A 25,018-nucleotide genomic window follows, 5' to 3' on the forward strand; every position below is an offset into this window, starting at 1 on the left:
TTGATGATTCAGGCTGAACTATCGAACGTTGACCTCTACCTGAAACGCCTCGGTTATGACACGCCGCCGTCGCCCACGCTCGACACCCTTCGCGAGTTGCAGTCGCGTCATACCGCAACGTTCCCTTTTGAAACCCTGTCGACGATGTTGTGGGTTCCGGTGCCCATCGACCTGCCTTCGGTCGAGCGCAAAGTCCTGCATGATGGGCGAGGCGGCTACTGTTACGAACTCAACAACATGTTCCTAGCCCTGCTTCAGCAACTGGGGTTCGAAGCCCGAGGGATCACCGGGCGGGTGGTGATGGGCGGTCCTGAAGACGCGTTGACCGCGCGCACTCACCGCTTGAGCCTGGTCACCCTGGACGGGGTTCGTTACATCGCGGATGTCGGCTTCGGCGGCATGGTACCCACGGCGCCGCTGCGCCTTGATACTGAAGAGGAGCAGCCGACCGGTCATGAACCGTACCGCATCGTTCGCCAGGACAGCAGCTACGCGTTGCGCGCGAAGGTCGCGGGCGAGTGGCGGCCGATGTATGTGTTCGATCTTCAGGTTCAGTCAGACATCGATTACCAGATCGGCAACTGGTATGCCTCGACCCATCCCGACTCTCCGTTTCGGGGGCAATTGAAGGTGGCGCGCACCGGGCCAGGGATGCGCCGCACGCTCAACAACGGCAGCTATGCCATTCACCGGATGGGCCAGGAGAGCGAGCGCCGGCAGCTCACGAATGCTGATGAAGTGATTGCGGTGCTGGAGCGCGAGTTCGACATTCGCGTGCCGCAGCATCCAGAGTTGAGGCAGGTGCTGGCGCAGCTGGTCAGCTCAAGCGAAAGACCTGACTGAGCGCTGCGTCAGGCATGGTTCAGTGTTCGAGTCGCTTTGGGTTTTGCCTTCGGGCTGTGCTCGGCTTCGAGCATCCGGTTGATTTCACTGGCTGCCACACTCAACGTCTGCTCCAGTGATTTCAGTTCAGCAGCGGTAATGCCCTTCTTCAGGTGTTTGATGCCTGCGTCAATGGCAGAGGCAGGCGTCGGACCCTGACCTTTTGCGTTCAGCAAGGCTTGGCGCAAGGTATTGTTGATCACGGTCTGATAGCCATATCCCGCACTCTCTGCGAGCTCGCGTGCTGCCTCTATCACGGCGTCATCGAGCATGATGGTGATGCGGGTCTTGCCTTTACTGGCGGCAACCGGCCCACGTTTGGCGCTGCTGAAGTCGTATTCTTCTTTCATGGTTCAAGCCTCCAGGTATTGGCGGCGCTCATTGTGGGTGGCGATGCGAGCAGAAATGATTCGAACGAAGTTCGGATCGCGGTAGGTGTAGACAACCACCAGTACCCGGCCCACAGCATCCTTACCCATAACGATCCACCGTTGCTCATCATGGTCGCTGTCCAGGAGCGTCAGGGCATTGTTGTCGTAGAAAAGCGGTTCTGTGTCGGCGAGACTGATGCCCTTGTGCTTCCTTTTGTTTGCAGCGTTTTTTACTTCGTCGTACTGAATGTCGAACGTCTTAATTATGCATACTTTATATGTATAAAAAAGGCAGCGAGTGAACCGTTGATCGCTGAAGAGACTTGAACGTTAGTCGTCGTGGGGGAGGGGCCGAGGGAAGAACTATTTCAAGGTTTTGATGTGGGACTGCAAATACCGGCCGGCAAACTGTATACAACTCTATAGACATTTGTCTTGAGTATTGAATACAGTGTGCGCATAACAAAAACCAGGGAACCCCCTCACGATGAAAACGCCCTCTGTTTCACACCAGCGGCCTGAGGATGAAAACCTCGGGGTCGGCGCGAATATGGCTTACGGCCTGCAACACGTTCTGACCATGTATGGCGGTATCGTTGCGGTACCACTGATCATCGGCCAGGCGGCCGGGCTTTCTCCGGCCGACATCGGTTTGTTGATTGCGGCGTCACTGTTTGCGGGGGGCTTGGCGACATTGCTGCAAACCCTCGGATTACCGTTTTTCGGCTGTCAGTTGCCGCTGGTTCAGGGCGTTTCGTTCTCGGGTGTCGCGACCATGGTGGCGATTGTCGGCAGCGGTGGTGAGGGCGGTTTTCAGTCGATTCTGGGGGCGGTGGTCGCCGCCTCGCTGATCGGGCTGCTGATCACGCCGGTGTTCTCTCGAATTACCAAGTTCTTCCCGCCGTTGGTCACCGGTATCGTGATCACCACCATCGGCCTGACGCTGATGCCGGTGGCAGCGCGCTGGGCCATGGGCGGTAACAGCCACGCCGAAAGCTTCGGCAGCATGGCGAATATCGGGCTGGCGGCATTGACGCTGGCACTGGTGCTGATGTTGAGCAAGATCGGCAGCGCCACGATCTCCCGCTTGTCGATTCTGTTGGCCATGGTGATCGGTACGGTGATTGCGGTGTTCCTTGGCATGGCCGACTTTTCGACGGTGACTCAGGGGCCGATGTTTGGCTTCCCGGCACCGTTCCACTTCGGCATGCCGACCTTCCACTTCGCAGCGATCCTGTCGATGTGCATTGTGATCATGGTGACGCTGGTGGAAACCTCTGCGGACATTCTGGCGGTCGGTGAAATCATTGGCACCAAGGTTGATTCCAGGCGTCTGGGCAATGGGCTGCGGGCTGACATGCTGTCGAGCATGATCGCGCCGATCTTTGGCTCCTTCACTCAAAGTGCCTTTGCCCAGAACGTCGGGCTGGTGGCGGTGACCGGGATCAAGAGCCGCTATGTGGTGGCCACCGGCGGGGTGTTCCTGGTGGTGCTCGGGCTGTTGCCGGTGATGGGGCGCGTGATCGCCGCTGTGCCGACATCCGTCCTCGGCGGTGCCGGTATCGTGCTGTTTGGCACCGTGGCGGCGAGTGGTATACGTACGCTGTCCAAGGTCGATTACCGCAACAACGTGAACCTGATCATCGTCGCCACTTCCATCGGCTTCGGCATGATCCCCATCGCCGCTCCCAACTTCTACGATCACTTCCCTGGCTGGTTTGCGACCATCTTCCATTCCGGCATCAGCTCGTCGGCGATCATGGCGATCGCACTCAACCTGACCTTTAACCACTTCACCACCGGTAACTCGGACCAGCAGTCGGTCTTTGCTGCCGGCACCGAACGGACCTTGCGTTTCCAGGATCTGGCGGCGTTGCGCGAAGGGGATTACTTCAGTCGCGGCAAGCTGCATGACTGCGACGGTAACGAAGTCCCGGTGGTGGTGGATTCATCCCACGGCCCGACGGAGCATCATGCGGAGCATGCCAAAAGCGGTGAGCATGTCTGACGACACTGTGCAGAGCGGCGCCTGACCGACGACGCGCTCACAATCGATAAACAGAAGGGCAGAGGGGATCGCATCCCTTCTGCCCTTTTTGCATGGCGCATTCCGACTGACAGTCGACAAGTCGCAGTGGAGGGCTAGGGGCGACTGGCCTCGCTGGCGATCAGCATCATTGCCGCCGAGAGCGTGTGGCCATCGGTGATCTGGCCGGCGGTGATCATGGCCATCAGTTCCTGGCGGGTGATGAACAAAAGATCATCCACCTCGCCATCGGTTGTGTCGGTGGCTTGTGTATCGAGGTAGACCTGGCACACCGCAACCGCACTGGCAATCAGCGATGTGTTGCTGTGCAGCAAGCCCAACTCCTTGACCTTCAACGCCTGCCAGCCCGTTTCCTCCAGCAGCTCGCGGGCCACCGCGTCGCAGGCGGTTTCGTTCTCGTCGATGGCGCCCCGCGGGAACTCGATGGACATCCCGCCAATGGCCCGGCGCTTGAGGTTGACCAGCATCAACCGGCCGTCTTCAAGGGTCGGTACGGCCACCACGCCGTTGATAGCCCGGGCTTCCTTGATGATGAAGTAGCCGTTCTCGCGGACCACGTTGAAGTATGGGGTTTCCAGCAGGCACTGGGATTCGGTGACAGGCTTCATGCGCGGTATTACTCCAGAAAGCAGCGATCGAAAAGGTAGAGGTTGGCGGGTTTGAGGTTTTCCAGCGTGGCTTGCGGGCGGCCACCGTCGCCGCTTTTTTTGCGCCCGGTCTCTTGCAGGTAGCCGGCCTCGATCATCTTCAGCAGGCGTTGGCGGATGCTGGTCTTGAGCACCGGTCGTTCAAGCACCAGGGAGAATATGCTCACCGCTTCGGGCGCGCTGAATTCGTTGCCGAGGAACATCAACGGCAGGCTGCTGTACAACGACTTGGAGAACAGGCGCTCCTGCACCGAGGCCACCAGGCTGTTGTGATCGAAGGGCAGTCTGGTCGAGGCTTCGGCCACGTCTTTGAGCGGGAAAAATCCCTGGTGTTCGGCCGGCGGGACCGCATCGCTGACGATGGCGAGGTAGAAGGTCGACGACGACCAGCAGCGCGGATCGCGGAACGCGTCGCCGACCGTGCCGACCTGCTCGATCCAGGCCAGCGGCATGCCGACTTTTTTCGAGGCGCGCAGGCGCTCCACGGCGTCGTTCAGCGTGAGGTCTTCGACCCCGCCATTGACCACGATCCCGGGGAGTGCCCAATGGCCGGCGAACGGTTCGGTTTCGCGGCGGTTCAGGAGGATTTCCAGCGCCTGGGTTTCCCGGCAATAGCGCAGCACACAAAGGTCGATGGTGTGCAGGTAAGCGCTTGGAGGGGGGATGCGGTCTGGCATGTCAGCTTCCGTGGGCAGCGTAGAGGTCATAGTTTACCGGATCCATGCCGGGTGCCATCCAGTGGGTGGGCAGCGACTCGCCCAAGGCCAGCCGTTCGCGCAGCACCGTACTGCGCACATGGATTTGTTCCTCGACGCAGATGATGGAAAAGCGCTCCAGCAACTCCGGGCCGCGATAGAAGGTTGGCAGCAGGTCAGCCACATCCTGGCCGACCACCAGGGCGATCTGTTTACCGTCCATGGCCAGGCTGTCGGCGAGATGGGCGAGCAGGGTGTAGCTGTAGATCGGACCTTCGACGCCGCGCGCCACGATCTGTTCGACCCGGCTGGCACGCACTTCCGCGCAGCAAAGCGGCTGTACGTGCTCGACGATCGATTCCAGCCAGTTCAGGCGCAGTTCATAGTCGGCCATTCGTTTGCCGTAAGGGTGCCTGAAGCTGGGGGCCACCAGCAGACGCCTGGCCTGGCATGAGGCTTCGATCATCACCTGGGCGTGCCCGGCGTGAGGAGGGTTGAAGGCGCCGCCGTAGAGGGCTATTTCATACATGGCTGATCTCCCTGTTAGTACATGACGTGTACCTTATCACCGAATCCGTTCAGACGAAACCATCTCCCATTGCTCACATGCATACAGATAATAGGCGGGATTCTTCGCGGTAAAAATATTTTCATGATCGGGTATTGCAATGAAAGTACATGACGTGTACTTTTTGATCCATGCAAAGGAGAGACCCGACATGAACAGTCAGCCCCTGAAAACCGCTTCCTTCGATGTTGATGCGCAAAAGAGCTTCACGCCGTTGTGCCCTGATGAGCTGCCCGTGGCGGGCGGCGAGCAGATCGGCAGCGAGCTGAACTTCATGGCCACCCTGGCCAGCCTGCGTGTCGGCAGCAAGGACGCTCATACGGCTCAGGCCCCGTGGGTGGTGGCCGAGCACTCGCAAATGTTCCAGTCGACCGGCCTCGAACACGCCGATATCACTTGGGTCAGCCACTGTGTCCCTGGCACTGAAGGCTTCACCCTGCTGGACGAGTTGCCGACCCCGTACGACTACGACTACTTCGTCTGGAAGGGTGTCGAGCCGGACCTGCACCCTTACGGCGCCTGCTACCACGACCTGCACGCCAAGCTCTCCACCGGCGTGATCGAGTACCTGAACAGCCAGGGTGTGAAGCAGGTCATCGTCGGAGGCCTGGCGCTGGACTTCTGCGTCAAGACCACCGCCCTGCAACTGGCCGCTGCCGGTTTCAAGGTGATCATCCACTTGCCGGCCTGCCGGGCCATTAGTGAGGAGGGTGCGACTCAAGCCATTCAAGACATGCAACAAGCGGGAATCTCGGTGACCGCGACCCGCGAAGAAACCGCCAGTCTGGCAAGCGCATAAGGAAGAAAACATGGAAAGTGCATTCGATAGCAGCAACGGCGTCATCCAGAGTCTTCTGGATACCGACTACTACACCTTCACCATGATGCAGGCGGTGCTGCACCAGCACCCGAACGTCGAGGTGGAATACCAGTTCATCGTGCGTTCGAAAGAGCGGCTCGGGCACCTGATTCCGGACATTCGCGATGAGCTGGAGAAGCTCGCTGGCCTGCAGTTGCGCGAAGGTGAGCAGCGGTTTCTGTTCAATAAGCGTTTCCGTGAATACCTGACACCGGACTTTGAACAGTTCCTCGGTCTGTTTCGCTTCAACCTGCGCTACATCCACGTGTCGGAAGTCGACGGCCAACTGCACATCCGCGTCCGTGGTCCGATGTTGCACTGCATCATGTTCGAGCAGCCGGTGCTGGCGATGGTCAGTGAACTGCGCAACCGCGAGAAGTATCCGGAAGTCGAGCTGGCCGACGTGACCCGCAAGCTGTACCAGAAGTTCGAATGGCTGGAAAAAAACGCCAGCCGCGAAGAGCTCGCCGAGTTTCGCGTTTCGGACTTCTCCACCCGCCGGCGCCTGTCGTTCAGGGCCCAGCGCGAAGTGGTCAACGTCATGCGCAGTGACTTCCCCGGGGTGTTCGTCGGTACCAGCAATGCTCACCTGGCCTACGAGTTCGACCTGCCGCTGATCGGCACCATGGCCCACCAATGGCTGATGGTTCACCAGCAACTCGGGCGGTTGCGCGAGAGCCAGAACGCCGCACTGGAAAACTGGGTGCGTGAGTACCGTGGCAGGCTGGGGATTGCGCTCACCGACTGCATCAGCACCGACTTCTTCCTCAAGGATTTCGACCTGTACTTCGCCAAGCTCTATGACGGCCTGCGTCAGGATTCCGGTGACCCGATCGTCTGGGCCGACAAGGTGCTGGGGCGTTACAAGGAGCTGGGCATCGATCCAAGAACCAAGGACCTGATGTTCTCCGACGGCCTCAACTTCGAGAAGTGCCTGCCAATCCTGCGCCATGTGCGTGGCAAGGCCAGATTCGGTTTCGGCATGGGCACCAGCCTGGCTTGCGATGTCGAGGGCGTCGAGCCGCTGAGCATCGTCATGAAGCTGGTGCGGGTGCATGGCGAGCCGGTGGTGAAGTTCTCCGACGACCCGATCAAGAATGTTTGTGAAGACGCCTCGTTCCTGCGCTACGCGGCCCAGGTATTCAACGTCAGCCTGATCAATCCACAACTGGGGGCCTGATATGACTATGCAACGGCAAGAACGCATTGCCCGGGAACTGGGCATCGACCGGCAACTCGCCCAGGGTGGCGAGGCCGCTGAAATCGTCCGTCGTGTCGATTTCATTAAACAGGTGCTGCGCGAGTCGGGCTGCAAGGCCCTGGTGCTCGGTATCAGCGGCGGCGTCGACTCCCTGACCGCCGGCCGCCTGTGCCAGCTGGCGGTGGAGCAGTTGCGGGCCGAGGATCATGAGGCGCGCTTTATCGCCGTGCGCCTGCCGTACAAGACTCAGGCCGATGAACGTGACGCCCAGGCCTCCCTGGACTTCATCCAGCCGGACCTGATCACCACCAGCAACATTGCCGACTGTGTCGACGGCCTGATGGTCAATATCGCCATCGATGGTTTGCAGCCTTCGGCCGAACTCACCGACTTTGCCAAAGGCAACGTCAAGGCTCGGGCGCGGATGCTGGCGCAATACGCTATCGCCAACTTCTGCAATGGGTTGGTGGTCGGCACCGATCATGGTGCGGAAGCGCTGATGGGTTTCTTCACCAAATTCGGCGACGGCGCCTGCGATCTGGCGCCGCTGTCCGGGTTGATCAAAAGCCAGGTGCGGTTGCTGGCCGACGCCCTGGGCGCGCCGACGCATCTGGTGCGCAAGGCGCCGACCGCCGACCTGGAAGACCTGGCACCGGGCAAGCTGGATGAGGCGGCGTATGGTTGCAGTTACGAGGAAATCGATGCGTATCTGATGGGCGAAGCGGTGTCGCAGCAGGCGCAGCAGATCATCGAAAGCGCCTACATCAAAACCGCTCACAAACGCGAACTGCCTCGTGTCCCCCGGCCATAGATGTTGAAGCTGCCGCAGGTTCGGGCCGTGTTCGGACGATCTTTTGATTTTCCATCAGCCACAAAAAAGCCCCTGAATCTTTCGATTCAGGGGCTTTTCGATAGTGCTGTCTGGCTCCACGACCTGGACTCGAACCAGGGACCCAGTGATTAACAGTCACTTGCTCTACCAACTGAGCTATCGCGGAATGCGCCGTATGTTACTGATTAAAAAGGACAAGTCAAGCATCAATTGCTCGAATGGCAGATTTTCAGGTGGGCGGTGATGATTCTGCAGGCGAGGAGGGCGTTGTCAGCCATTGGCGGTTACCAGAATCGTCGCGGAGGTCTACCATGGCCCCCCGGAAGTGGTTTCACGCGCTGCCGGCCCTCAGCCGAAAAGGTACGCGTCATGACTCACCAACCACTGCTCACGTCGTCAATGCTGCGCGAGGTGTTCGTATGAGCATTGCTCAGATCAGCCTGCCAAAAGGCGTCGGGCCGCATGCCGAGAAACTCTTCGATGCAATCGCTCAGGCGAGCACCGCTGATGAGTTGAATCGCGCTGGCGGCAAGGCTGAAGGGTTTGTGCTGGGGCTGGAAAGCACCAAGGCGATCAAAAGCCAGGTTGCCGAATCGCTGTATGTGGCTTATGACGCCGCCGCCAGTCAGCGTTCGAGCGAACTGGCGGGCTGATCGGCCTTAACCGCCGAAGGTGAAGGTGCCGAGCAGGAACTTGGCGTACAGCGACGTGGCGGCCAGTTGCACCAGCCACAGGGCCAGGCCACCGAGAAATACGCCCAAGGCAACCTGCCACACCAGCCCGCTGCTGCGTTTGGTCTGGTTGCGTGGCACAAAGCGGTCCAGGTCCAGGTCGTCATCGCGGTCAGCGCGTAAGTCATCGTTTTTCATAAGATCTCTCAATAGGTGAAATGCGCGGTTTCTCGGGTGTACACGCTGATGTAGGAGCTGCCGCAGGTTCGGGCCGCGTTCGGACGATCTTTTCAGGTCGACACCGATGTATCAGTTTAGAGCCCATAGCCTGCGCATTCAGAATTATCTGCTCGCCAACGAAAAGGGGAAGCCAAACGGCTTCCCCTTTTCTATCGCGCGTGTGGCTTAGATCACCTGAGCGATGGCCTTGGTCACTACGTCGATGTTGCTCTGGTTCAGCGTGGCAACGCAGATGCGGCCGGTGTCCAGGGCGTAGATGCCGAACTCGTTACGCAGACGGGTGACTTGCTCAACCGTCAGGCCCGAGTACGAGAACATGCCGCGTTGACGGCCGACGAAGCTGAAGTCCTGGTGAGGTGCGTTTTTCGCCAGCAGATCAACCATCTGCTGGCGCATGCCGCGAATGCGCAGACGCATTTCAGCCAGTTCCTGTTCCCATTGGGCGCGCAGTTCAGGGCTGTTCAGTACGGCCGCAACGATCGCTGCACCGTGGGTCGGCGGGTTGGAGTAGTTGGTGCGGATCACGCGTTTGACTTGCGACAGCACGCGAGCGCTTTCTTCTTTCGATTCGCTGACGATCGACAGTGCGCCAACACGTTCACCGTACAGCGAGAACGACTTGGAGAATGAGCTGGAAACGAAGAAGTTCAGGCCCGACTCGGCGAACAGGCGCACGGCAGCGGCGTCTTCGTCGATGCCGTCGCCAAAGCCCTGATAGGCCATGTCGAGGAACGGCACGTGGTTTTTCGCCTTGATCACGTCCAGTACGTTGTTCCAGTCTGCCGGGCTCAGGTCGACGCCAGTCGGGTTGTGGCAGCAGGCGTGCAGCACAACGATCGAGCCATTCGGCAGGGCGTTCAGGTCTTCCAGCAGGCCGGCGCGGTTCACGTCGTGAGTCGCGGCGTCGTAGTAGCGATAGTTCTGAACCGGGAAGCCGGCGGTTTCGAACAGCGCGCGGTGGTTTTCCCAGCTTGGGTCGCTGATCGCAACGACGGCGTTCGGCAGCAGTTGCTTGAGGAAGTCAGCGCCGATTTTCAGTGCGCCGGTACCGCCGACGGACTGGGCGGTGACAACCCGGCCAGCGGCAAGCAGTGGCGAGTCTTTACCGAACAGCAGCTTTTGCACGGCCTGGTCGTAGGCGGCGATACCGTCGATCGGCAGGTAGCCACGGGAAGCGTGTTGAGCAGCGCGAATCGTCTCGGCTTCGACAACGGCTCGCAGGAGTGGAATTCGCCCCTCCTCGTTGCAGTAAACACCGACCCCCAGGTTGACCTTATTGGTACGGGTGTCAGCGTTGAATGCTTCGTTGAGGCCCAGGATTGGATCGCGTGGTGCCATTTCGACAGCGGAGAAGAGGCTCATTATTGCGGCGGCTCTGAATGGAATGTGGAGGGACGTGTAGCGCTCCAGCCGAATGCACTAGAGCGGTGCACAAACGGGGAGCTAGTATAGAGGCCAACACCGGGCGCGGCGACAGGCGTTTCCGCTTTTCGGGCAGGTTTTTTCGGATTATTTTTTGCTCGTTAGCCTTATTGTCATGTCAATGGCTTAGGGGCATGTAGGACGTTTACCTTGAAACTAGAGGTATTCGGCACCACATCAACGGTTATCATGATTTTTCCCTGCGACATTCGTCGTGAGCGACCTTCACCGTTCTGGCGCGCCCGCCAGCGCCGGAGTGCGTCGCTCCTTGGAAACCAATAGGTACGATATGTCTGAATTCCAGCTAGTCACCCGCTTCGAGCCCGCCGGCGATCAGCCGGAAGCCATCCGTCTGATGGTCGAGGGCATCGAGGCCGGGCTGGCGCACCAGACGTTGCTTGGTGTGACCGGTTCGGGCAAGACCTTCAGTATCGCCAACGTGATCGCCCAGGTGCAGCGACCGACGCTGGTGCTGGCGCCGAACAAGACGCTGGCGGCGCAACTGTATGGCGAGTTCAAGGCGTTCTTCCCGAACAACGCGGTGGAGTACTTCGTTTCCTACTACGACTACTACCAGCCCGAAGCCTACGTGCCGTCGTCCGATACCTTCATTGAGAAAGACGCCTCGATCAACGATCACATCGAGCAGATGCGACTGTCGGCGACCAAAGCGTTGCTGGAGCGCAAGGACGCGATCATCGTCACCACGGTCTCGTGCATCTACGGTTTGGGCAGCCCGGAAACCTATCTGAAAATGGTCCTGCACGTCGATCGTGGCGACAAGCTCGATCAGCGCGCCTTGCTGCGCCGTTTGGCTGACCTGCAATACACCCGCAATGACATGGATTTTGCTCGCGCGACCTTCCGCGTGCGCGGTGACGTGATTGATATCCACCCGGCGGAATCCGACTTTGAAGCGATTCGTATTGAGCTCTTCGATGATGAAGTGGAGAAGATTTCCGCTTTCGATCCGCTCACCGGCGAAGTGATTCGCCAGCTGCCGCGTTTCACCTTCTATCCGAAAAGCCACTATGTAACGCCGCGAGAAACCCTGTTGGGAGCCATCGAAGGGATCAAGGTCGAGCTGCAGGAGCGCCTGGAATACCTGCGCTCCAACAATAAACTGGTGGAGGCCCAGCGGCTGGAGCAGCGCACCCGTTTCGACCTGGAGATGATTCTGGAACTGGGTTACTGCAACGGTATCGAAAACTACTCGCGCTACCTCTCGGGCCGAGAGTCGGGTGAGCCGCCTCCCACCTTGTTTGACTATTTGCCCGCCGATGCCTTGCTGGTGATCGACGAATCCCACGTCAGCGTGCCGCAGGTCGGTGCGATGTATAAGGGCGACCGTTCGCGTAAAGAGACGCTGGTCGAATACGGTTTCCGGCTGCCCTCGGCGCTGGACAACCGGCCGATGCGTTTTGATGAATGGGAAAGCATCAGTCCGCAGACGATTTTCGTCTCGGCCACCCCAGGTAACTACGAGGCGGAACACGCCGGTCGGGTGATCGAGCAACTGGTGCGGCCGACCGGTCTGGTCGATCCGCAAATCGAGATTCGTCCCGCACTGACTCAGGTCGACGACTTGCTCTCGGAAATCACCAAGCGTGTGGCGCTGGAGGAGCGGGTGTTGGTCACTACGTTGACCAAGCGCATGTCCGAAGACTTGACCGACTACCTTGCCGACCACGGTGTGCGGGTGCGTTATCTGCACTCGGACATTGATACGGTGGAGCGGGTTGAGATCATCCGCGATTTGCGTCTGGGCACCTTCGATGTGCTGGTGGGGATCAACCTGCTGCGTGAAGGCCTGGACATGCCGGAAGTGTCGCTGGTGGCGATTCTCGATGCCGACAAGGAGGGCTTCCTGCGCTCCGAGCGTTCGCTGATCCAGACCATCGGTCGCGCGGCGCGGAACCTCAATGGCCGGGCGATTCTGTATGCCGACCGGATCACCGGGTCGATGGAACGGGCAATTGGCGAGACTGAGCGCCGTCGCGACAAGCAAATCGCCTTCAACCTGGCCAATGGCATCACCCCCAAAGGTGTATTCAAGGACGTTGCCGACATCATGGAAGGCGCCACGGTGCCTGGTTCGCGCAGCAAGAAGCGCAAAGGCATGGCCAAGGCAGCCGAGGAAAGTGCCCGCTACGAAAATGAGCTGCGTTCGCCGAGCGAAATCGCCAAGCGCATTCGTCAATTGGAAGAGAAGATGTACCAGCTCGCTCGCGACCTGGAGTTCGAAGCCGCCGCACAGACACGCGACGAAATCACCAAGATGCGCGAGCGGTTGTTGACCGTCTGATGATCGTGCGCGGTCCCTGTGGCGAGGGAGCTTGCTCCCGCTCGGCCGCGAAGCGGTCGTAATCCGGCAATCGCGCTCCATCTGAATACTCGCGGCGGCTGATTTCAGGGTCGCTTCGCAACCCAACGGGAGCAAGCTCCCTCGCCACAGGTGCGTGCATGTCTCAGGCTTAGTGCGCTTCTCCAGCCTTCAACCCGGGCGGCAGTGCCTTGGTCAGCAGGATCGCCAGCATGCTCACCCCCAGCGCAATCCCGACAAAGTGAAACGCATCGTTGTAGGCCATGATCAAGGCCTGCTGATGGGTGATCTCACTGAGCTTGCCCAGCGCGGCCATTTCGCTGCCGAATCGATCGGTCATGCTCGCCATGCGCTCGGCCACCTGCGGGTTGGTCGGCACGATCGACTCGCGTAAATAATCGAAGTAGGTCTTGGTTCGGGCATCCAGCAGGGTCGCGAGCAGGGCTATGCCAATCGCACCGCCGAGGTTGCGCAGAATGTTGAACAGGCTCGACGCGGAGCCTGCATCCTGCGGCAGGATGTAGGCGGTGGCGATCAGCGAAATGGTCACCATGATCAGCGGCTGGCCCAGCGCCCGGACGAGCTGGATCTGATTGAACTGTGGTCCGGCGAAGTCGGGGTTGAGTGCGCCCGAAAGAATGCTCGCCAAGCCAAACAGGCCGAAACCGAGCGTGCACAGCCACTTCGGTGAAACGAACTTCATCAACTTCGGCACCAGCGGAATCAGGAACAGCTGCGGCACGCCCATCCACATGATCACTTCGCCGATCTGCAAGGCGTTGTAGCTCTGGATCTGCGCCAGGTACAGCGGCAGCAGATAAATCGAGCCGTACAGCCCCACACCCATGCCCAGGCTGGAAATGCTCGATAAGCCGAAGTTGCGGTTGCGCAAGATGCCCAGATTGATCAGCGGATTGGGCTTGGACACTTGCACGATCACAAAGGTGATCAGACTCAACAGGGCGATGCAGCCCAGCGTCACGATCAGGTTCGACTCCAGCCAGTCCTTGCGATGGCCTTCCTCGAGAAACACCTGTAAGCACCCCAGGCCAACACCCAGCGTGAGAATGCCCATGTAATCGGTGCTTTTGAGCAATTCCCAGTGGGCTGCTTTTTTCTCCAGGCCATACATGAGGCCGGCGATCATGATCAACCCCGGCGGAATGTTGATGTAGAAGATGTACTTCCAGCCCCAGTTTTCCGTCAGCCAGCCGCCGAGGGTCGGGCCGATAGAGGGCGCGAAGGTCGCGGTCATGGCGAACATCGCCATGCCTTTGGCACGATGGTGTTCGGGGAGTTTGATCAGTGTCAGGGTGAACGCCAGCGGGATCAGTGCGCCGCCGGTGAAACCCTGCAAGGCGCGGAACACGATCATGCTCTCCAGGCTCCAGGCCATCGAGCAGAGCAGCGAGGCGGCCAGAAAACCCAGCGAAACCCAGACCGCCAGGCGTCGTGCCGAGAGCAGTTGCACCAGCCATGCGGTGAGCGGAATCATGATGATTTCCGCCACCAGATACGAGGTGGAAATCCACGAGCCTTCTTCCAGGGTCGCTGACAGCGCGCCTTGAATATCCTTGAGCGAGGCGTTGGTGATCTGGATGTCAAGCACCGCCATAAAGGCGCCGAGCATCACGCTCATCACCGCAATCCAGTCCCGCCGGGTCGGTTCGCCGGCCGGGCGGATCAGTTGATCACCGGCCATCGCCAGGGTCTTTGATGCTGACTTTGACGGTGACCGACATGCCTGGGCGGATCTTGCCGTGCAGCGGATTGTCGGCAGCAAACGTCAGTTTCACCGGAATCCGTTGCACGACTTTGGTGAAGTTGCCGGTGGCATTGTCCGGTGGCAGCAGGCTGAACTGCGCGCCCGAGGCGGCGAACAGGCTGTCGACCCGAGCTTCGATCGGTGTGTCGCTGTAGGCATCGAAGGTCAGTTCGGCTTTCTGGCCGGGCTGCATGTGGCCAATCTGGGTTTCCTTGAAATTGGCCTGAATCCAGATGTCCTGGTCCGGGACGATCGACAGCAGGTAAGCGCCTGCCTGTACGTATTGGCCATTGCGGGCGGCACGCTGGCCGATCAGGCCACTGATCGGTGCGTGGATTTCGCTGCGGGTCAGGTTCAGTCGGGCCTGCGCCAGATCGGCTTTGGCGTTGGCGATCTGGGCGTCCAGGCGCTTGATCTCGGCCGTCAAGGCGTTGACCTGTTGACGCTGGCCCTGTGCGTCAGCCTGGGCCTTGGCGACTTGCGAGCGAGCGATGCGGTTGTCGGCGGAGAGGGTGGTCACCCGTTCTTCCGAGACATAACCCGGTTTGCGCAGGGTTTGTGCGCGGGACAGATCGATTTGCGAGCGGCCGAGGGTGGCCTGGCTGGCGGCGACCTGGGCTTCGCTGGCGGCGATCAGGCTGGCTTGTTGGGTCAGTTTGCTCTGGGCTTGCAGGCGCTCGGCTTCGCGGGTGGCGAGGGTCGCGTTGGCGCGGTCGACGGCGAGATGAAAGTCATCGCCTTCGAGTTTGATCAACAGTTGGCCTTTTTCGACGTGCTGGTTGTCCTGTACCAGCACTTCCTCAATGCGCGCGCCCAACTGGCTGGAGACACGGGTGATTTCACCCTGGACATAAGCGTTATCGGTGCTTTCGTAAAACCGTCCCTTGAAGAACCATTGAGCGAAGAAGCCCCCGGCAACCAGCAGGACGATCAGCAGGAAAGTGAACAGGCGACGCTTGAGTTGGGCAGGCATGAGCAGACTGTAGTCGAGAAAGTGTAAGGAGATTTATCAGTACTCGAATCTGTCATATAGCCGATAAGCGGTAAATGCCACTTATTGATAATCAGCCGTTGAGCGGTGCCAGAGCCTTTTGTAGCCCCAACGTTGGCTTAAATGCCCTGCTCACTGGAGCCGGGCGGGCAACGCCTGTTACCATTCGCCCTTTGTTTCATCTCCGCTTTTTATATTCTTTCGAGACATGCCATGACCACCGTCCGCACTCGCATCGCGCCATCGCCTACCGGCGATCCCCATGTCGGCACCGCTTACATCGCTTTGTTCAACTACTGCTTTGCCAAGCAGCATGGCGGTGAGTTCATCCTGCGGATTGAAGACACCGACCAATTGCGTTCGACCCGCGAGTCCGAACAGCAGATTTTCGATGCCTTGCGCTGGTTGGGCATCAACTGGAGTGAAGGCCCGGATGTCGGCGGCCCGCACGGTCCGTATCGCCAGAGCGAACGTGGCGACATCTATCAGAAGTACTGCCAGCAACTGGTCGATCTGGGTCACGCGTTCCCGTGCTTCTGCACGAGCGACGAGCTGGACCAGATGCGCGCCGAGCAAATGGCCCGCGGCGAAACCCCGCGTTACGACGGTCGTGCGCTGTTGCTCTCCAAGGAAGAAGTGGCGCGCCGTCTGGCCGCTGGCGAGCCGCACGTCATCCGCATGAAGGTGCCGACCGAAGGCGTTTGCGTGGTGCCGGACATGTTGCGTGGCGACGTCGAGATCCCGTGGGATCGCATGGACATGCAAGTGTTGATGAAGACCGACGGCCTGCCGACCTACTTCCTCGCCAACGTGGTCGACGACCACCTGATGGGCATCACCCACGTATTGCGCGGCGAAGAATGGCTGCCATCGGCGCCGAAGCTGATTCTGCTTTACGAGTACTTCGGCTGGGAGCAACCAGAGCTGTGCTACATGCCGTTGCTGCGTAACCCGGACAAGAGCAAGCTGTCCAAGCGCAAGAACCCTACCTCGGTGACGTTCTACGAGCGTATGGGCTTCATGCCGGAAGCGATGCTCAACTACCTCGGTCGCATGGGCTGGTCGATGCCGGACGAGCGCGAGAAGTTCTCGCTGCAGGAAATGGTCGACAACTTCGACCTGAAACGCGTGTCCCTCGGCGGGCCGATTTTCGACATCGAGAAACTGTCGTGGCTCAACGGCCAATGGCTGCGTGATCTGCCGGTGGAAGAGTTCGCCAGCCGCGTGCAGGCCTGGGCGCTGAACCCTGAATACATGATGAAGATCGCGCCGCACGTGCAGGGTCGGGTTGAAACCTTCAGCCAGATCGCACCGTTGGCCGGATTCTTCTTCGCCGGTGGCGTGACCCCGGATGCCAAGCTGTTCGAATCCAAGAAGCTCTCGGGCGATCAGGTTCGCCAGTTGATGCAGTTGATCCTGTGGAAGCTCGAAAGCCTGCGTCAGTGGGAGAAGGACAGCATCACGGCGACCATTCAGGCGGTAGTCGAATCCCTGGAGCTGAAGCTGCGTGATGCCATGCCGCTGATGTTCGCGGCCATCACTGGCCAGGCCAGCTCGGTGTCGGTGCTGGATGCGATGGAAATCCTTGGTCCGGACCTGACGCGTTTCCGTCTGCGCCAGGCGATCGACTTGCTCGGTGGCGTGTCGAAGAAAGAAAACAAAGAGTGGGAAAAGCTCCTGGGCGCTATCGCCTGAGGTATTTGACCCCGTGCAGGAACCGCCGAAGGCTGCGATCTTTTGATCTTGCTCTTCGGCGTCACCCCCATTTTTCGGGGGGAGGGCGGTAAGTGATTGTTATGGCGGCAAAAAATTTTGAAAATTGTTAAAAATAAGTTTGACAGCTTTCCGATGCGCCATTAAGATTCGCCCCGTCCTCAGCGATGAGGGGCTATAGCTCAGCTGGGAGAGCGCTTGCATGGCATGCAAGAGGTCGACGGTTCGATCCCGTCTAGCTCCACCAATTTACACTTCAAGGCCTGGCCACACCGGTCTTGAAGCGATCAACACTCAGCGTTGATCAGTTGTATAGAAGGGTTTGCGTCCCCTTCGTCTAGTGGCCTAGGACACCGCCCTTTCACGGCGGTAACAGGGGTTCGAGTCCCCTAGGGGACGCCAGTTTTACAGAAGTGATGTTGCAAGATGTCACTCCGCCGCGAGGCGAAAAATCCGGGGCTATAGCTCAGCTGGGAGAGCGCTTGCATGGCATGCAAGAGGTCAACGGTTCGATCCCGTTTAGCTCCACCAATTTTACAGTTCAAGGTCTGGCCACACCGGCCTTGAATCGATCAGTACTCAGCACTGATCAGTTGTATAGAAGGGTTTGCGTCCCCTTCGTCTAGTGGCCTAGGACACCGCCCTTTCACGGCGGTAACAGGGGTTCGAGTCCCCTAGGGGACGCCACGATTACCCGCTCTGCGGGATTTATAAGGGTCATTCAATTATTGAATGGCCCTTTTGTTTGTCTGGCGTTTGGCCAATCCTCTCTTTCTCCTCGCGCTGTTCTTCTGACCAACGGTCACATCAACGACTTGCGAATAATTATTATGAGAATAATATTCTATTCGTAATATTCGGAGGCAACGATGAACGACAAAAAAGCTCAAACCCGTGAACGCATTCTCCAGGCCGCCAGCTCTGCGCTGGTCCAGCGCGGCCCGGCAGAGCCTAGCGTGGGTGAAGTGATGGGGGCTGCCGGTCTTACCGTCGGCGGCTTCTACGCACACTTCGAAAGCAAGGACGCCATGATGCTGGAGGCCTTCACGCAATTGCTCGGCCAGCGTCGGGCGCTGATCGCCGAAATGGACGCCACGCTGACCGGCGAAGAGCGCCGGGCGCTGGTCGCTGCGTTTTACCTGTCGCGCAAACACCGTGATTCCACCGAGCACGCTTGCCCGATTCCGGCGTCGATAGGCGAGCTGGGGCGTCTTCCGGACGATTTCCGTCTGGCCTTGAATGAACACATCGAGCTGATGGTCGCGCAGTTGGCCGCCAGCCCGGAAGACACCGATAAAGCGCTGGCTGACTTGGCGCTGATGGTCGGTGGTTTGGCCCTGGCGCGGGCGCTGGGTGCCGGTGAGTTGTCCGATCGATTGCTGCGTGCCGCCAAGTCGGCGGTGCTATGACCTGAAGCACAAGCCTTTGGAGATGAGCGATGAGCACGTTAAGTTGGGTTCGTGGCGTTAACGGCACCTTGGGCTGGGTTGCACCGCAATGGGTGGCAAGCAAGATGCGTTCGGTGTTCATGACGCCGCGCGAGCTGCCTCCGCGTGATTGGGAAATGCCGCTGCTGGCGAAGTCCGAGCGGATCACTCTGCGCTTCGGCCTTTCAGCATTGCGCTGGGGGCAAGGCCCGACAGTGCTGCTGATGCACGGCTGGGAAGGTCGGCCGACACAATTCGCCAGCCTGATCACCGCGCTGGTAGACGCCGGCTACACCGTGGTCGCGCTGGATGGTCCGGCTCACGGTCGCTCGCCGGGTCGCGAGGCCAACGTCGTGCTTTTTGCTCGGGCGATGCTTGAAGCGGCGGCAGAGCTGCCTCCCTTGCAAGCGGTCATCGGCCACTCCATGGGCGGCGCCAGTGCGATGCTTGCCGTTCAATTGGGTTTGCGTACTGAAACCCTGGTCAGCATCGCCGCACCGGCACGGATTCTCGCCGTTTTGCGCGGTTTTGCCCGTCACGTTCGCATGCCGCCCAAGGTGCGTTCGGCGTTTATCCGCAAGGTCGAACGGGATGTCGGTATCCAGGCTTCACGACTCGACGTCGCCCACTATCAACTGGATATGCCAGGGCTGATCGTGCACGCCGAAGACGACGTCTTTGTCTCGGTCAATGAGTCGCAATTGATTCACGACGCCTGGTTCGACAGCCGGCTGTTGCGCCTGGAGGAGGGTGGGCATCAGCGGGTGCTGGCGGATCCGCGAGTGATCGAAGGCGTGCTCTCGCTGCTGTCCGGTCGGAGCTTGCAGGCGCGCCAATCGGCCTGATCATCCGTTACACTGCCCCGGTCGAATAATCTGACCGGGAGTGGGGCATGGGCTGGGATCGGGCAACGCCGTTTATCATTGACCTGCAGGTTGCTGCCGAGGACATCGATGGGTTGGGGCACGCCAATAATGCGGTGTACGTCACCTGGCTCGAGCGCTGCGCCTGGCGCCACTCGCAGCGCCTAGGGCTGGACCTGACCGAGTATCGGCGGCTGGACCGGGCGATGGCCGTGGTGCGCCACGAGATCGATTACCTGGCGGCCGCCTATGAAGGTGACGAGTTGCAGTTGGCGACCTGGATCGTCGACTGGGATCAGCGCCTGAAGATGACCCGGCACTTCCAGCTCAAACGCCCGAGCGACAACGCCACGCTGCTGCGGGCGCAAACCACGTTTGTCTGCATCGAGCTGTCCAGCGGCAAGCCCAGACGCATGCCGGCGGAGTTCATCGAAGGCTACGGCCCAGCGTTGCAAGTCAGCACCTGATCACCCATGTGGCGAGGGGGCAAGCCCCCTCGCCACATGGGTAGGCGCAAGTCTTTCGATTGATAATCCAGTAAACTGCCGCACGTTTTTCGTTGAGTGTTTTCCATGCAAATTGCTTTGGCGCCCATGGAGGGGTTGGTCGACAACATCCTGCGGGACGTGTTGACCCGTGTTGGCGGTATCGATTGGTGCGTGACCGAGTTCATTCGGATCAACGATCAACTGCTCACGCCTGCCTATTACCACAAATTCGGCCCTGAACTGCTGAACGGCGCCAAGACCGCTTCAGGCGTGCCGTTGCGCGTGCAATTGCTCGGCTCCGATCCGGTGTGCCTGGCAGAAAACGCGGCGCTGGCCTGTGAGCTGGGTTCGGAGGTGATCGACCTGAACTTCGGTTGCCCGGCCAAGACCGTGAACAAATCGCGTGGCGGTGCAGTACTGCTCAAAGAACCCGAGCTGCTCAACGAAATCGTCGAACATGTACGCCGCGCAGTGCCGGCACACATCCCGGTGACTGCCAAGATGCGTTTGGGTTTTGACAGTCCCGACGGCGCGCTGGTGTGTGCCACTGCGTTGGCTGAGGGCGGTGCTGCGCACATTGTGGTGCACGCACGGACCAAGACGGATGGCTACAAGCCGCCAGCACATTGGGAATGGATCCCGCGGGTGCAGGAAGTGGTCAAGGTGCCGGTGTTCGCCAACGGCGATATCTGGAGCGTTGAAGACTGGCGCCGTTGCCGCGAAATCAGCGGCGTGGAAGACATCATGCTGGGTCGTGGCCTGGTGTCGCGTCCTGATCTGGCGCGGCAAATCGCTGCCGCACGGGCCGGTGAAGAGGTGGTCGAGATGACCTGGGCCGAGCTGTTGCCGCTGCTTCAGGACTTCTGGCTGCAAGCCAAGGCGCAGATGACGCCGCGCCAGTCGCCGGGTCGCTTGAAACAGTGGCTGGCGATGCTGACCCGCAATTATCCCGAAGCGGTGGAGCTGTTCACGGTCCTGCGTCGTGAGACTGAGCTGGATCAGGTGTCGCGTTTGCTGGGTCTGCAGGCGTGCGAAGCCGCCTGAAACCTTTTTTTGAAAAAAACACAAAAAAATCTCTTGAAATGCAATCGGCGGTCCTTATCTAAGGATTACGCGATGCCGAATTCGGGTCGCGGAGACAAAAAACTTGCTGATTATTTTCAGGAGATTTGAATCATGAGTACTGCATTTTCCATGGCGCCACTGTTCCGTTCCTCGGTGGGCTTCGATCGTTTCAACGATCTGTTCGAGTCAGCACTGCGCAATGAGCCAGGCAGCACCTATCCACCGTACAACGTTGAAAAACATGGCGACGACGAATACCGCATCGTCGTCGCAGCAGCCGGCTTCCAGGAAGAAGACCTGGAGCTGCAAGTGGAGAAAGGTGTGCTGACCATCAGTGGTGGCAAACGTGACGCCAATGAAGACGTCACCTATCTGTACCAAGGCATCGCACAGCGAGCTTTCAAGCTGTCCTTCCGGCTGGCGGACCACATTGAAATCAAGGCCGCGGGCCTGAGCAATGGTCTGTTGAACATCGACCTGCTGCGGGTCGTGCCGGAGGAAGCGAAAGCCAAGCGTATCCCGATCAACGGGACGCAAAAACCGGCTCTGGAACACTGAGTCATCGCGATGAGAAAGGGCGCCACCGGCGCCCTTTTTTGTGCACGTCATTTGAGCAGTTTCAGGAAGCCCTCCAGCGGCAGCGGCTGACTGTGCAGGTAGCCTTGATACAAGTGGCAGCCCAGCCCCTGCAAGAAATCGAGCTGTTCAGTGGTTTCGACACCTTCGGCAATCACCGTCAATTCAAGGCTGCGGGCCATGGCCACGATGGCGCGGATGATTTCCGCGTCGTTCGGATCGCTGGTCGCATCGCGGATGAACGACTGGTCGATCTTCAAGGTGTCCACCGGCAGGCGCTTGAGGTACGTCAGCGAGGAGTAGCCGGTGCCAAAGTCGTCCATGGCGAAACTGACGCCAAGTTTCTTCAGGCGGCGCATCTTGCTGATGGTGTCGTCCAGGTTCTGAATCACGATGCCTTCGGTGACCTCCAGCTTGAGCAGCGAATACGGCAGTCCATGGCTGCTCAGGGTTTGTTCAATCCGTTCGACAAAGTCGTTCTGGCGAAATTGCCGTGGGCTGATGTTCACGCAAAGGCTGAAGTTCAGCGGATCGATCAGGCCTCTATCGATCAATTGCCTGAAGGCCTGGCAGGTCTCATCGAGGATCCAGGCACCGACCTCAAGAATCAGCCCGCTGTCTTCCAGTACCTTGATGAATTCGCTGGGCGATTGCTCCCCCAGCCGCGGGTGGCGCCAGCGCACCAAGGCTTCGGCGCCGATAATGCGACCGTCCAGGGCGTCCACCTGAGGCTGGTATTGCACGCTGAACTCACCACGCGAAAGGGCCAGGCGCAGGTCGGTTTCCATCCGCAGGCGTTCACTGGCGGCTTTTTGCATGGTGTTGTGGAACATCTGCGTGGCATTGCGTCCCGAATCCTTGGCTCGGTACAGGGCAATGTCGGCACGCTTGAGCAGGTCGGTGGGGGTTGAGCCGTGATCGGGGATCAAGGCCACGCCGATGCTCGGAGTGACTTGCAGGCGCTGACCGTCGAGGAACATCGGCTCGGACAGCAGCTCGCGCAGCGTGTCGGCCAGTTCGCGAACCTGTTCGCTGACTTCGTTGCGCGTACCTTCCAGGCCGCTCAACAGCACCACAAACTCATCGCCACCGAGTCGCGCCACGGTGTCTTCCATGCGCACACTGGCTTCGAGGCGTGCAGTGATGATTTTCAGCACGGTATCGCCCACTGGGTGACCGAGCGAGTCGTTGATGTGCTTGAAGTGGTCGAGATCGAGGAACAGCAAGGCGCCGCGCAGGTTGTGGCGTTTCAGCAAGGCGATCTGCTGGCTCAGGCGATCCATCAGCAGGGCGCGGTTAGGCAGGTTGGTCAGTGGGTCGTGGTAGGCGAGGTGACGGATCTGCGCTTCGGCGTTTTTCAGCAGGCTGACGTCCCGGGCGGTCATCAGCAGGCAGGCGGTTTCGTTCAGGGTGATGGGCTCGATCGACACTTCGACGGTGAGAATTTCGCCGCGCTTGTTGCGGCCGAGCATTTCCTGGTGATGCACCCGGCCTTTGGCCTTCAGCGCGGCCAGCAGGGTTGAGCGTTGTTTTTCTTCGGCCCAGATGCCGATCTGATACACGGTTTTGCCCACCACTTCGTCGGCGCTGTAGCCGGTCAAGCGGCAGAAGCCGTCGTTGACCTCCAGGTAGCGTCCGCTGTCGCGCTCGGTGATGGTGATGGCGTCGGGGCTGGAGTGAAACGCCTTGGCGAATTTCTCTTCACTGGCCTTGAGGGCGGCCTCCGAGCGCTGCTGCTGGGTGATATCGCGCAAGGTGGTGACAATGCACGGTTCGTTGCCGACGCTGATCTGACGGCTGGAAATCACGCAGGTCAAGGGTTGCCCGTCCTTGTGGTGAACAATGATTGCGACGTTGTTCAGCGCCTGTTCGCGAATCACCTGCTCGATGCGTTGCTGACGCTTCACCGAAGCGTCCCAGAGGCCAATCTCGTCGGCACTGCGGTCGATGACGTCGGTGGTGGTCCAGCCGAAGATCTGAGTGAAGGCGGGGTTGATCTCGATGAACTGGCCGGTGTCCTGGCGTGTCACGCAGATCGGGTCCGGGCTGACCTGGAACAGGCTGGCGAATTTTTCTTCGGAGGTGATCAGACGCTGCTCGCGCTCCACCTGGTCGGTGATGTCGAGCAACGTACCGGCCATGCGCAGGGGGACGCCGGACTCATCGCGATAGAGCCGTGCACGGCTTTCCAGGTAGCGCGAACTGCCGTCGGGTAATTGCACACGGTAAGTCAGTTGATAATTGCCGGCCGGGCCTTCGCGGAGGCTGCGGTAGGCGTCGCGCATGCTGTCGCGTTCATCGTCCGGCACGCCTTCGAAAAACGCGTCGAAGGGCTCGTGAAAGGGGATCGGGTCCAGGCCATGCAGCTGTGCGGCACGGGCCGAGCCATAGAGCATGCCACTGGGAATGTGCCAGTCCCAGGTGCCGAGTTGCGCCGAGTCGAGGGCCAGGTCCAGGCGCTCCTGACTGTCTTTGAGCGCTTGCTCGGCGAGTTTGCGTTCGCTGGTATCGAGGAAAGTGCTGAGCAGGTAGGGCTGGCCTTCGAGTTCAACCTTTTGCGCGCTGAGAATGCCATCGTGGACCTGGCCATTGCTGGCGCGAAACTGTACCTCCATGCTGACCAGTTCACCCTTGGCCTTGGTTGCCTTGACCAGTTTGGCGCGTTGTTCCGGGTTCACCCAAAGGCCCAGCTCCAGTGTCGTGCGGCCGATCACGCTGTGCACGGGCCAGCCAAACAGGCTTTCGAAGTATTGATTGGCTTCGCTGATCAGGCCGTCTTCCTGACGGGTCAGCAACACCATGTTCGGGCATAGATGAAATAGTGTTGCGAAACGTTTCTCCGAGCTGCTCAGGGCCTGTTCGCGCTGGCGTTGATGGGTGATCTCGCGGATTACCCCGATCATCCGTGGCCGGCCTTGCTTGTCCGGTATCAGGCTGCCGTTGATCTCCAGCCAGTGCAAGCTGCCGTCGGGCCAGCGGATCCGGTGATGCATCGCCTGTTCCAGCGGTGCACCGGCCACTACGGCGTTAAAGGCTCGCAGGGTTTTGGCGCGATCCTCCACCGGCAGCAGATCCAGGTATTCCAGGTCGGCTGGCAGTGGTTTTTTTGGGTCAAACCCGAACAAGGCTTGAGTCCCACGTGACCAACTGATCAGCCCGCGTTCAATGTCCCAGTACCAGGCGCCCAAGCGTGCACCGTTCAAGGCGGCGAGCAGTTGTGGCGCGCTCTCCCAACTCTGCTCCGAGGTACGCGGGTCGAGCGCCTGAATGCGCGGCATTGGGGGCGTGCGTGAGCGAGTGCGGTCAGCAGATTTGGGCATGGGTAACAAGCCTTGGGCTGAATTGGGTGTTTGGCGCTGGGAATTTCAACCT

General features: G+C 59.7%; 23 protein-coding genes and 5 tRNA genes. 17 read left to right on the top strand and 11 right to left on the bottom strand.

Annotation, left to right across the window (positions count from 1 at the left end; genetic code table 11):
- The first annotated feature begins 3 nt into the window (after nt 1-3).
- The gene (locus tag AO353_RS20475; protein WP_054596595.1) at nt 4-843 is read left to right on the top strand and encodes an arylamine N-acetyltransferase family protein; all 840 of its coding nucleotides are present in this window, start codon (nt 4-6) and stop codon (nt 841-843) included.
- A gap of 8 nt (nt 844-851) precedes the next feature.
- Here the strand turns inward: AO353_RS20475 and AO353_RS20480 are convergent, their stop codons facing one another.
- Nucleotides 852-1,232 (bottom strand): BrnA antitoxin family protein, encoded by a 381-nt coding sequence (locus AO353_RS20480; protein WP_054596596.1) that lies wholly within the window; start codon nt 1,230-1,232, stop codon nt 852-854.
- Nucleotides 1,233-1,235: 3 nt separating this feature from the next.
- Nucleotides 1,236-1,517 carry a BrnT family toxin gene (locus AO353_RS20485; protein ID WP_054596597.1) on the bottom strand — a complete coding sequence of 94 codons (282 nt, stop codon included), beginning with the start codon at nt 1,515-1,517 and terminating at the stop codon, nt 1,236-1,238.
- 223 nt (nt 1,518-1,740) lie between these two features.
- Between AO353_RS20485 and AO353_RS20490 the strand changes: the two genes are divergently transcribed.
- On the top strand, nt 1,741-3,261 hold the full coding sequence (locus AO353_RS20490; protein WP_054596598.1) for a nucleobase:cation symporter-2 family protein: 1,521 nt from the start codon (nt 1,741-1,743) through the stop codon (nt 3,259-3,261).
- Nucleotides 3,262-3,395: 134 nt separating this feature from the next.
- On the opposite strand, the gene AO353_RS20495 is transcribed toward AO353_RS20490, so the two are convergent.
- Genes AO353_RS20495 through AO353_RS20505 form a run of 3 tightly spaced genes read right to left on the bottom strand, consistent with a single transcriptional unit; the run spans nt 3,396 to nt 5,171 of the window.
- Nucleotides 3,396-3,908 (bottom strand): NUDIX hydrolase, encoded by a 513-nt coding sequence (locus tag AO353_RS20495; protein ID WP_054596599.1) that lies wholly within the window; start codon nt 3,906-3,908, stop codon nt 3,396-3,398.
- An 8-nt stretch (nt 3,909-3,916) separates the two neighbouring features.
- Nucleotides 3,917-4,624, bottom strand: coding sequence for an NUDIX hydrolase (locus AO353_RS20500; protein ID WP_054596600.1), 708 nt, complete (start codon nt 4,622-4,624; stop codon nt 3,917-3,919).
- 1 nt (nt 4,625) lies between these two features.
- Nucleotides 4,626-5,171 carry an adenylyltransferase/cytidyltransferase family protein gene (locus AO353_RS20505; RefSeq protein WP_054596601.1) on the bottom strand — a complete coding sequence of 182 codons (546 nt, stop codon included), beginning with the start codon at nt 5,169-5,171 and terminating at the stop codon, nt 4,626-4,628.
- Between the two features lie 190 nt (nt 5,172-5,361).
- Here AO353_RS20505 and AO353_RS20510 point away from each other — a divergent pair, with 190 nt between their 5' ends.
- The 3 genes from AO353_RS20510 to nadE are packed head-to-tail and all read left to right on the top strand — an operon-like array spanning nt 5,362 to nt 8,081.
- Nucleotides 5,362-6,009 carry an isochorismatase family protein gene (locus AO353_RS20510; protein WP_054596602.1) on the top strand — a complete coding sequence of 216 codons (648 nt, stop codon included), beginning with the start codon at nt 5,362-5,364 and terminating at the stop codon, nt 6,007-6,009.
- 10 nt (nt 6,010-6,019) lie between these two features.
- Nucleotides 6,020-7,249 carry a nicotinate phosphoribosyltransferase gene (pncB, locus tag AO353_RS20515; RefSeq protein ID WP_054596603.1) on the top strand — a complete coding sequence of 410 codons (1,230 nt, stop codon included), beginning with the start codon at nt 6,020-6,022 and terminating at the stop codon, nt 7,247-7,249.
- A gap of 1 nt (nt 7,250) precedes the next feature.
- A complete protein-coding gene (gene nadE / locus AO353_RS20520) occupies nt 7,251-8,081 on the top strand; it encodes an ammonia-dependent NAD(+) synthetase (protein WP_054596604.1) in 831 nt (276 codons plus the stop codon).
- Nucleotides 8,082-8,192: 111 nt separating this feature from the next.
- Here the strand turns inward: nadE and AO353_RS20525 are convergent.
- A tRNA-Asn gene (locus AO353_RS20525) sits at nt 8,193-8,268 on the bottom strand.
- 253 nt (nt 8,269-8,521) lie between these two features.
- Between AO353_RS20525 and AO353_RS20530 the strand changes: the two genes are divergently transcribed.
- Nucleotides 8,522-8,755, top strand: coding sequence for a hypothetical protein (locus AO353_RS20530; RefSeq protein ID WP_054596605.1), 234 nt, complete (start codon nt 8,522-8,524; stop codon nt 8,753-8,755).
- 6 nt (nt 8,756-8,761) lie between these two features.
- On the opposite strand, the gene AO353_RS20535 is transcribed toward AO353_RS20530, so the two are convergent.
- Together AO353_RS20535 and AO353_RS20540 are read right to left on the bottom strand one after the other, a co-directional pair.
- A complete protein-coding gene (locus AO353_RS20535; protein ID WP_054596606.1) occupies nt 8,762-8,971 on the bottom strand; it encodes a hypothetical protein in 210 nt (69 codons plus the stop codon).
- Between the two features lie 207 nt (nt 8,972-9,178).
- Entirely contained in the window at nt 9,179-10,375 is a 1,197-nt protein-coding gene (locus tag AO353_RS20540; protein ID WP_054596607.1) for an amino acid aminotransferase, read from the bottom strand.
- A 349-nt stretch (nt 10,376-10,724) separates the two neighbouring features.
- On the opposite strand from AO353_RS20540, the gene uvrB reads away from it, so the two are divergent.
- Nucleotides 10,725-12,740, top strand: coding sequence for an excinuclease ABC subunit UvrB (gene uvrB, locus AO353_RS20545; protein WP_019692689.1), 2,016 nt, complete (start codon nt 10,725-10,727; stop codon nt 12,738-12,740).
- A 169-nt stretch (nt 12,741-12,909) separates the two neighbouring features.
- Here the strand turns inward: uvrB and AO353_RS20550 are convergent, their stop codons facing one another.
- Together AO353_RS20550 and AO353_RS20555 are read right to left on the bottom strand one after the other, a co-directional pair.
- Complete coding sequence (locus AO353_RS20550; protein ID WP_173860010.1) at nt 12,910-14,400, bottom strand: MDR family MFS transporter; 1,491 nt, start codon at nt 14,398-14,400, stop codon at nt 12,910-12,912.
- A gap of 49 nt (nt 14,401-14,449) precedes the next feature.
- Nucleotides 14,450-15,496 carry an HlyD family secretion protein gene (locus AO353_RS20555; RefSeq protein ID WP_054596609.1) on the bottom strand — a complete coding sequence of 349 codons (1,047 nt, stop codon included), beginning with the start codon at nt 15,494-15,496 and terminating at the stop codon, nt 14,450-14,452.
- A gap of 231 nt (nt 15,497-15,727) precedes the next feature.
- Here AO353_RS20555 and gltX point away from each other — a divergent pair, with 231 nt between their 5' ends.
- From gltX to AO353_RS20605, 10 genes are all read left to right on the top strand, one after another.
- Nucleotides 15,728-17,209, top strand: coding sequence for a glutamate--tRNA ligase (gene gltX / locus AO353_RS20560; protein ID WP_054596610.1), 1,482 nt, complete (start codon nt 15,728-15,730; stop codon nt 17,207-17,209).
- A gap of 189 nt (nt 17,210-17,398) precedes the next feature.
- Nucleotides 17,399-17,474: transfer RNA gene (locus tag AO353_RS20565), tRNA-Ala, on the top strand.
- A 79-nt stretch (nt 17,475-17,553) separates the two neighbouring features.
- Nucleotides 17,554-17,629, top strand: a tRNA-Glu gene (locus AO353_RS20570).
- A gap of 53 nt (nt 17,630-17,682) precedes the next feature.
- Nucleotides 17,683-17,758: transfer RNA gene (locus AO353_RS20575), tRNA-Ala, on the top strand.
- Nucleotides 17,759-17,838: 80 nt separating this feature from the next.
- Nucleotides 17,839-17,914: transfer RNA gene (locus tag AO353_RS20580), tRNA-Glu, on the top strand.
- A gap of 182 nt (nt 17,915-18,096) precedes the next feature.
- The gene (locus AO353_RS20585; protein ID WP_054596611.1) at nt 18,097-18,636 is read left to right on the top strand and encodes a TetR/AcrR family transcriptional regulator; all 540 of its coding nucleotides are present in this window, start codon (nt 18,097-18,099) and stop codon (nt 18,634-18,636) included.
- A 29-nt stretch (nt 18,637-18,665) separates the two neighbouring features.
- On the top strand, nt 18,666-19,499 hold the full coding sequence (locus AO353_RS20590; protein ID WP_054596612.1) for an alpha/beta fold hydrolase: 834 nt from the start codon (nt 18,666-18,668) through the stop codon (nt 19,497-19,499).
- 47 nt (nt 19,500-19,546) lie between these two features.
- Complete coding sequence (locus tag AO353_RS20595; RefSeq protein WP_054596613.1) at nt 19,547-19,984, top strand: acyl-CoA thioesterase; 438 nt, start codon at nt 19,547-19,549, stop codon at nt 19,982-19,984.
- Nucleotides 19,985-20,089: 105 nt separating this feature from the next.
- The gene (locus AO353_RS20600) at nt 20,090-21,049 is read left to right on the top strand and encodes a tRNA dihydrouridine synthase (RefSeq protein ID WP_054596614.1); all 960 of its coding nucleotides are present in this window, start codon (nt 20,090-20,092) and stop codon (nt 21,047-21,049) included.
- 132 nt (nt 21,050-21,181) lie between these two features.
- Complete coding sequence (locus tag AO353_RS20605) at nt 21,182-21,628, top strand: Hsp20 family protein (protein WP_054596615.1); 447 nt, start codon at nt 21,182-21,184, stop codon at nt 21,626-21,628.
- 47 nt (nt 21,629-21,675) lie between these two features.
- On the opposite strand, the gene AO353_RS20610 is transcribed toward AO353_RS20605, so the two are convergent.
- A complete protein-coding gene (locus AO353_RS20610; RefSeq protein WP_054596616.1) occupies nt 21,676-24,966 on the bottom strand; it encodes a PAS domain S-box protein in 3,291 nt (1,096 codons plus the stop codon).
- Nucleotides 24,967-25,018 lie beyond the last annotated feature (52 nt).

The sequence above is a fragment of the Pseudomonas fluorescens genome, assembly GCF_001307155.1.
Classification (GTDB): Bacteria; Pseudomonadota; Gammaproteobacteria; order Pseudomonadales; family Pseudomonadaceae; genus Aquipseudomonas; species Aquipseudomonas helvetica.

What these genes read in the sequence shown, in the direction of transcription:
- AO353_RS20475 (WP_054596595.1), top strand. Translation starts at nt 4, where the DNA reads ATGATTCAGGCTGAACTATCGAACGTTGACCTCTACCTGAAACGCCTC.
- AO353_RS20480 (WP_054596596.1), bottom strand. Translation starts at nt 1,232, where the DNA reads ATGAAAGAAGAATACGACTTCAGCAGCGCCAAACGTGGGCCGGTTGCC.
- AO353_RS20490 (WP_054596598.1), top strand. Translation starts at nt 1,741, where the DNA reads ATGAAAACGCCCTCTGTTTCACACCAGCGGCCTGAGGATGAAAACCTC.
- AO353_RS20495 (WP_054596599.1), bottom strand. Translation starts at nt 3,908, where the DNA reads ATGAAGCCTGTCACCGAATCCCAGTGCCTGCTGGAAACCCCATACTTC.
- AO353_RS20500 (WP_054596600.1), bottom strand. Translation starts at nt 4,624, where the DNA reads ATGCCAGACCGCATCCCCCCTCCAAGCGCTTACCTGCACACCATCGAC.
- AO353_RS20505 (WP_054596601.1), bottom strand. Translation starts at nt 5,171, where the DNA reads ATGTATGAAATAGCCCTCTACGGCGGCGCCTTCAACCCTCCTCACGCC.
- AO353_RS20510 (WP_054596602.1), top strand. Translation starts at nt 5,362, where the DNA reads ATGAACAGTCAGCCCCTGAAAACCGCTTCCTTCGATGTTGATGCGCAA.
- pncB (WP_054596603.1), top strand. Translation starts at nt 6,020, where the DNA reads ATGGAAAGTGCATTCGATAGCAGCAACGGCGTCATCCAGAGTCTTCTG.
- nadE (WP_054596604.1), top strand. Translation starts at nt 7,251, where the DNA reads ATGACTATGCAACGGCAAGAACGCATTGCCCGGGAACTGGGCATCGAC.
- AO353_RS20530 (WP_054596605.1), top strand. Translation starts at nt 8,522, where the DNA reads ATGAGCATTGCTCAGATCAGCCTGCCAAAAGGCGTCGGGCCGCATGCC.
- AO353_RS20535 (WP_054596606.1), bottom strand. Translation starts at nt 8,971, where the DNA reads ATGAAAAACGATGACTTACGCGCTGACCGCGATGACGACCTGGACCTG.
- AO353_RS20540 (WP_054596607.1), bottom strand. Translation starts at nt 10,375, where the DNA reads ATGAGCCTCTTCTCCGCTGTCGAAATGGCACCACGCGATCCAATCCTG.
- uvrB (WP_019692689.1), top strand. Translation starts at nt 10,725, where the DNA reads ATGTCTGAATTCCAGCTAGTCACCCGCTTCGAGCCCGCCGGCGATCAG.
- AO353_RS20555 (WP_054596609.1), bottom strand. Translation starts at nt 15,496, where the DNA reads ATGCCTGCCCAACTCAAGCGTCGCCTGTTCACTTTCCTGCTGATCGTC.
- gltX (WP_054596610.1), top strand. Translation starts at nt 15,728, where the DNA reads ATGACCACCGTCCGCACTCGCATCGCGCCATCGCCTACCGGCGATCCC.
- AO353_RS20585 (WP_054596611.1), top strand. Translation starts at nt 18,097, where the DNA reads ATGAACGACAAAAAAGCTCAAACCCGTGAACGCATTCTCCAGGCCGCC.
- AO353_RS20590 (WP_054596612.1), top strand. Translation starts at nt 18,666, where the DNA reads ATGAGCACGTTAAGTTGGGTTCGTGGCGTTAACGGCACCTTGGGCTGG.
- AO353_RS20595 (WP_054596613.1), top strand. Translation starts at nt 19,547, where the DNA reads ATGGGCTGGGATCGGGCAACGCCGTTTATCATTGACCTGCAGGTTGCT.
- AO353_RS20600 (WP_054596614.1), top strand. Translation starts at nt 20,090, where the DNA reads ATGCAAATTGCTTTGGCGCCCATGGAGGGGTTGGTCGACAACATCCTG.
- AO353_RS20605 (WP_054596615.1), top strand. Translation starts at nt 21,182, where the DNA reads ATGAGTACTGCATTTTCCATGGCGCCACTGTTCCGTTCCTCGGTGGGC.
- AO353_RS20610 (WP_054596616.1), bottom strand. Translation starts at nt 24,966, where the DNA reads ATGCCCAAATCTGCTGACCGCACTCGCTCACGCACGCCCCCAATGCCG.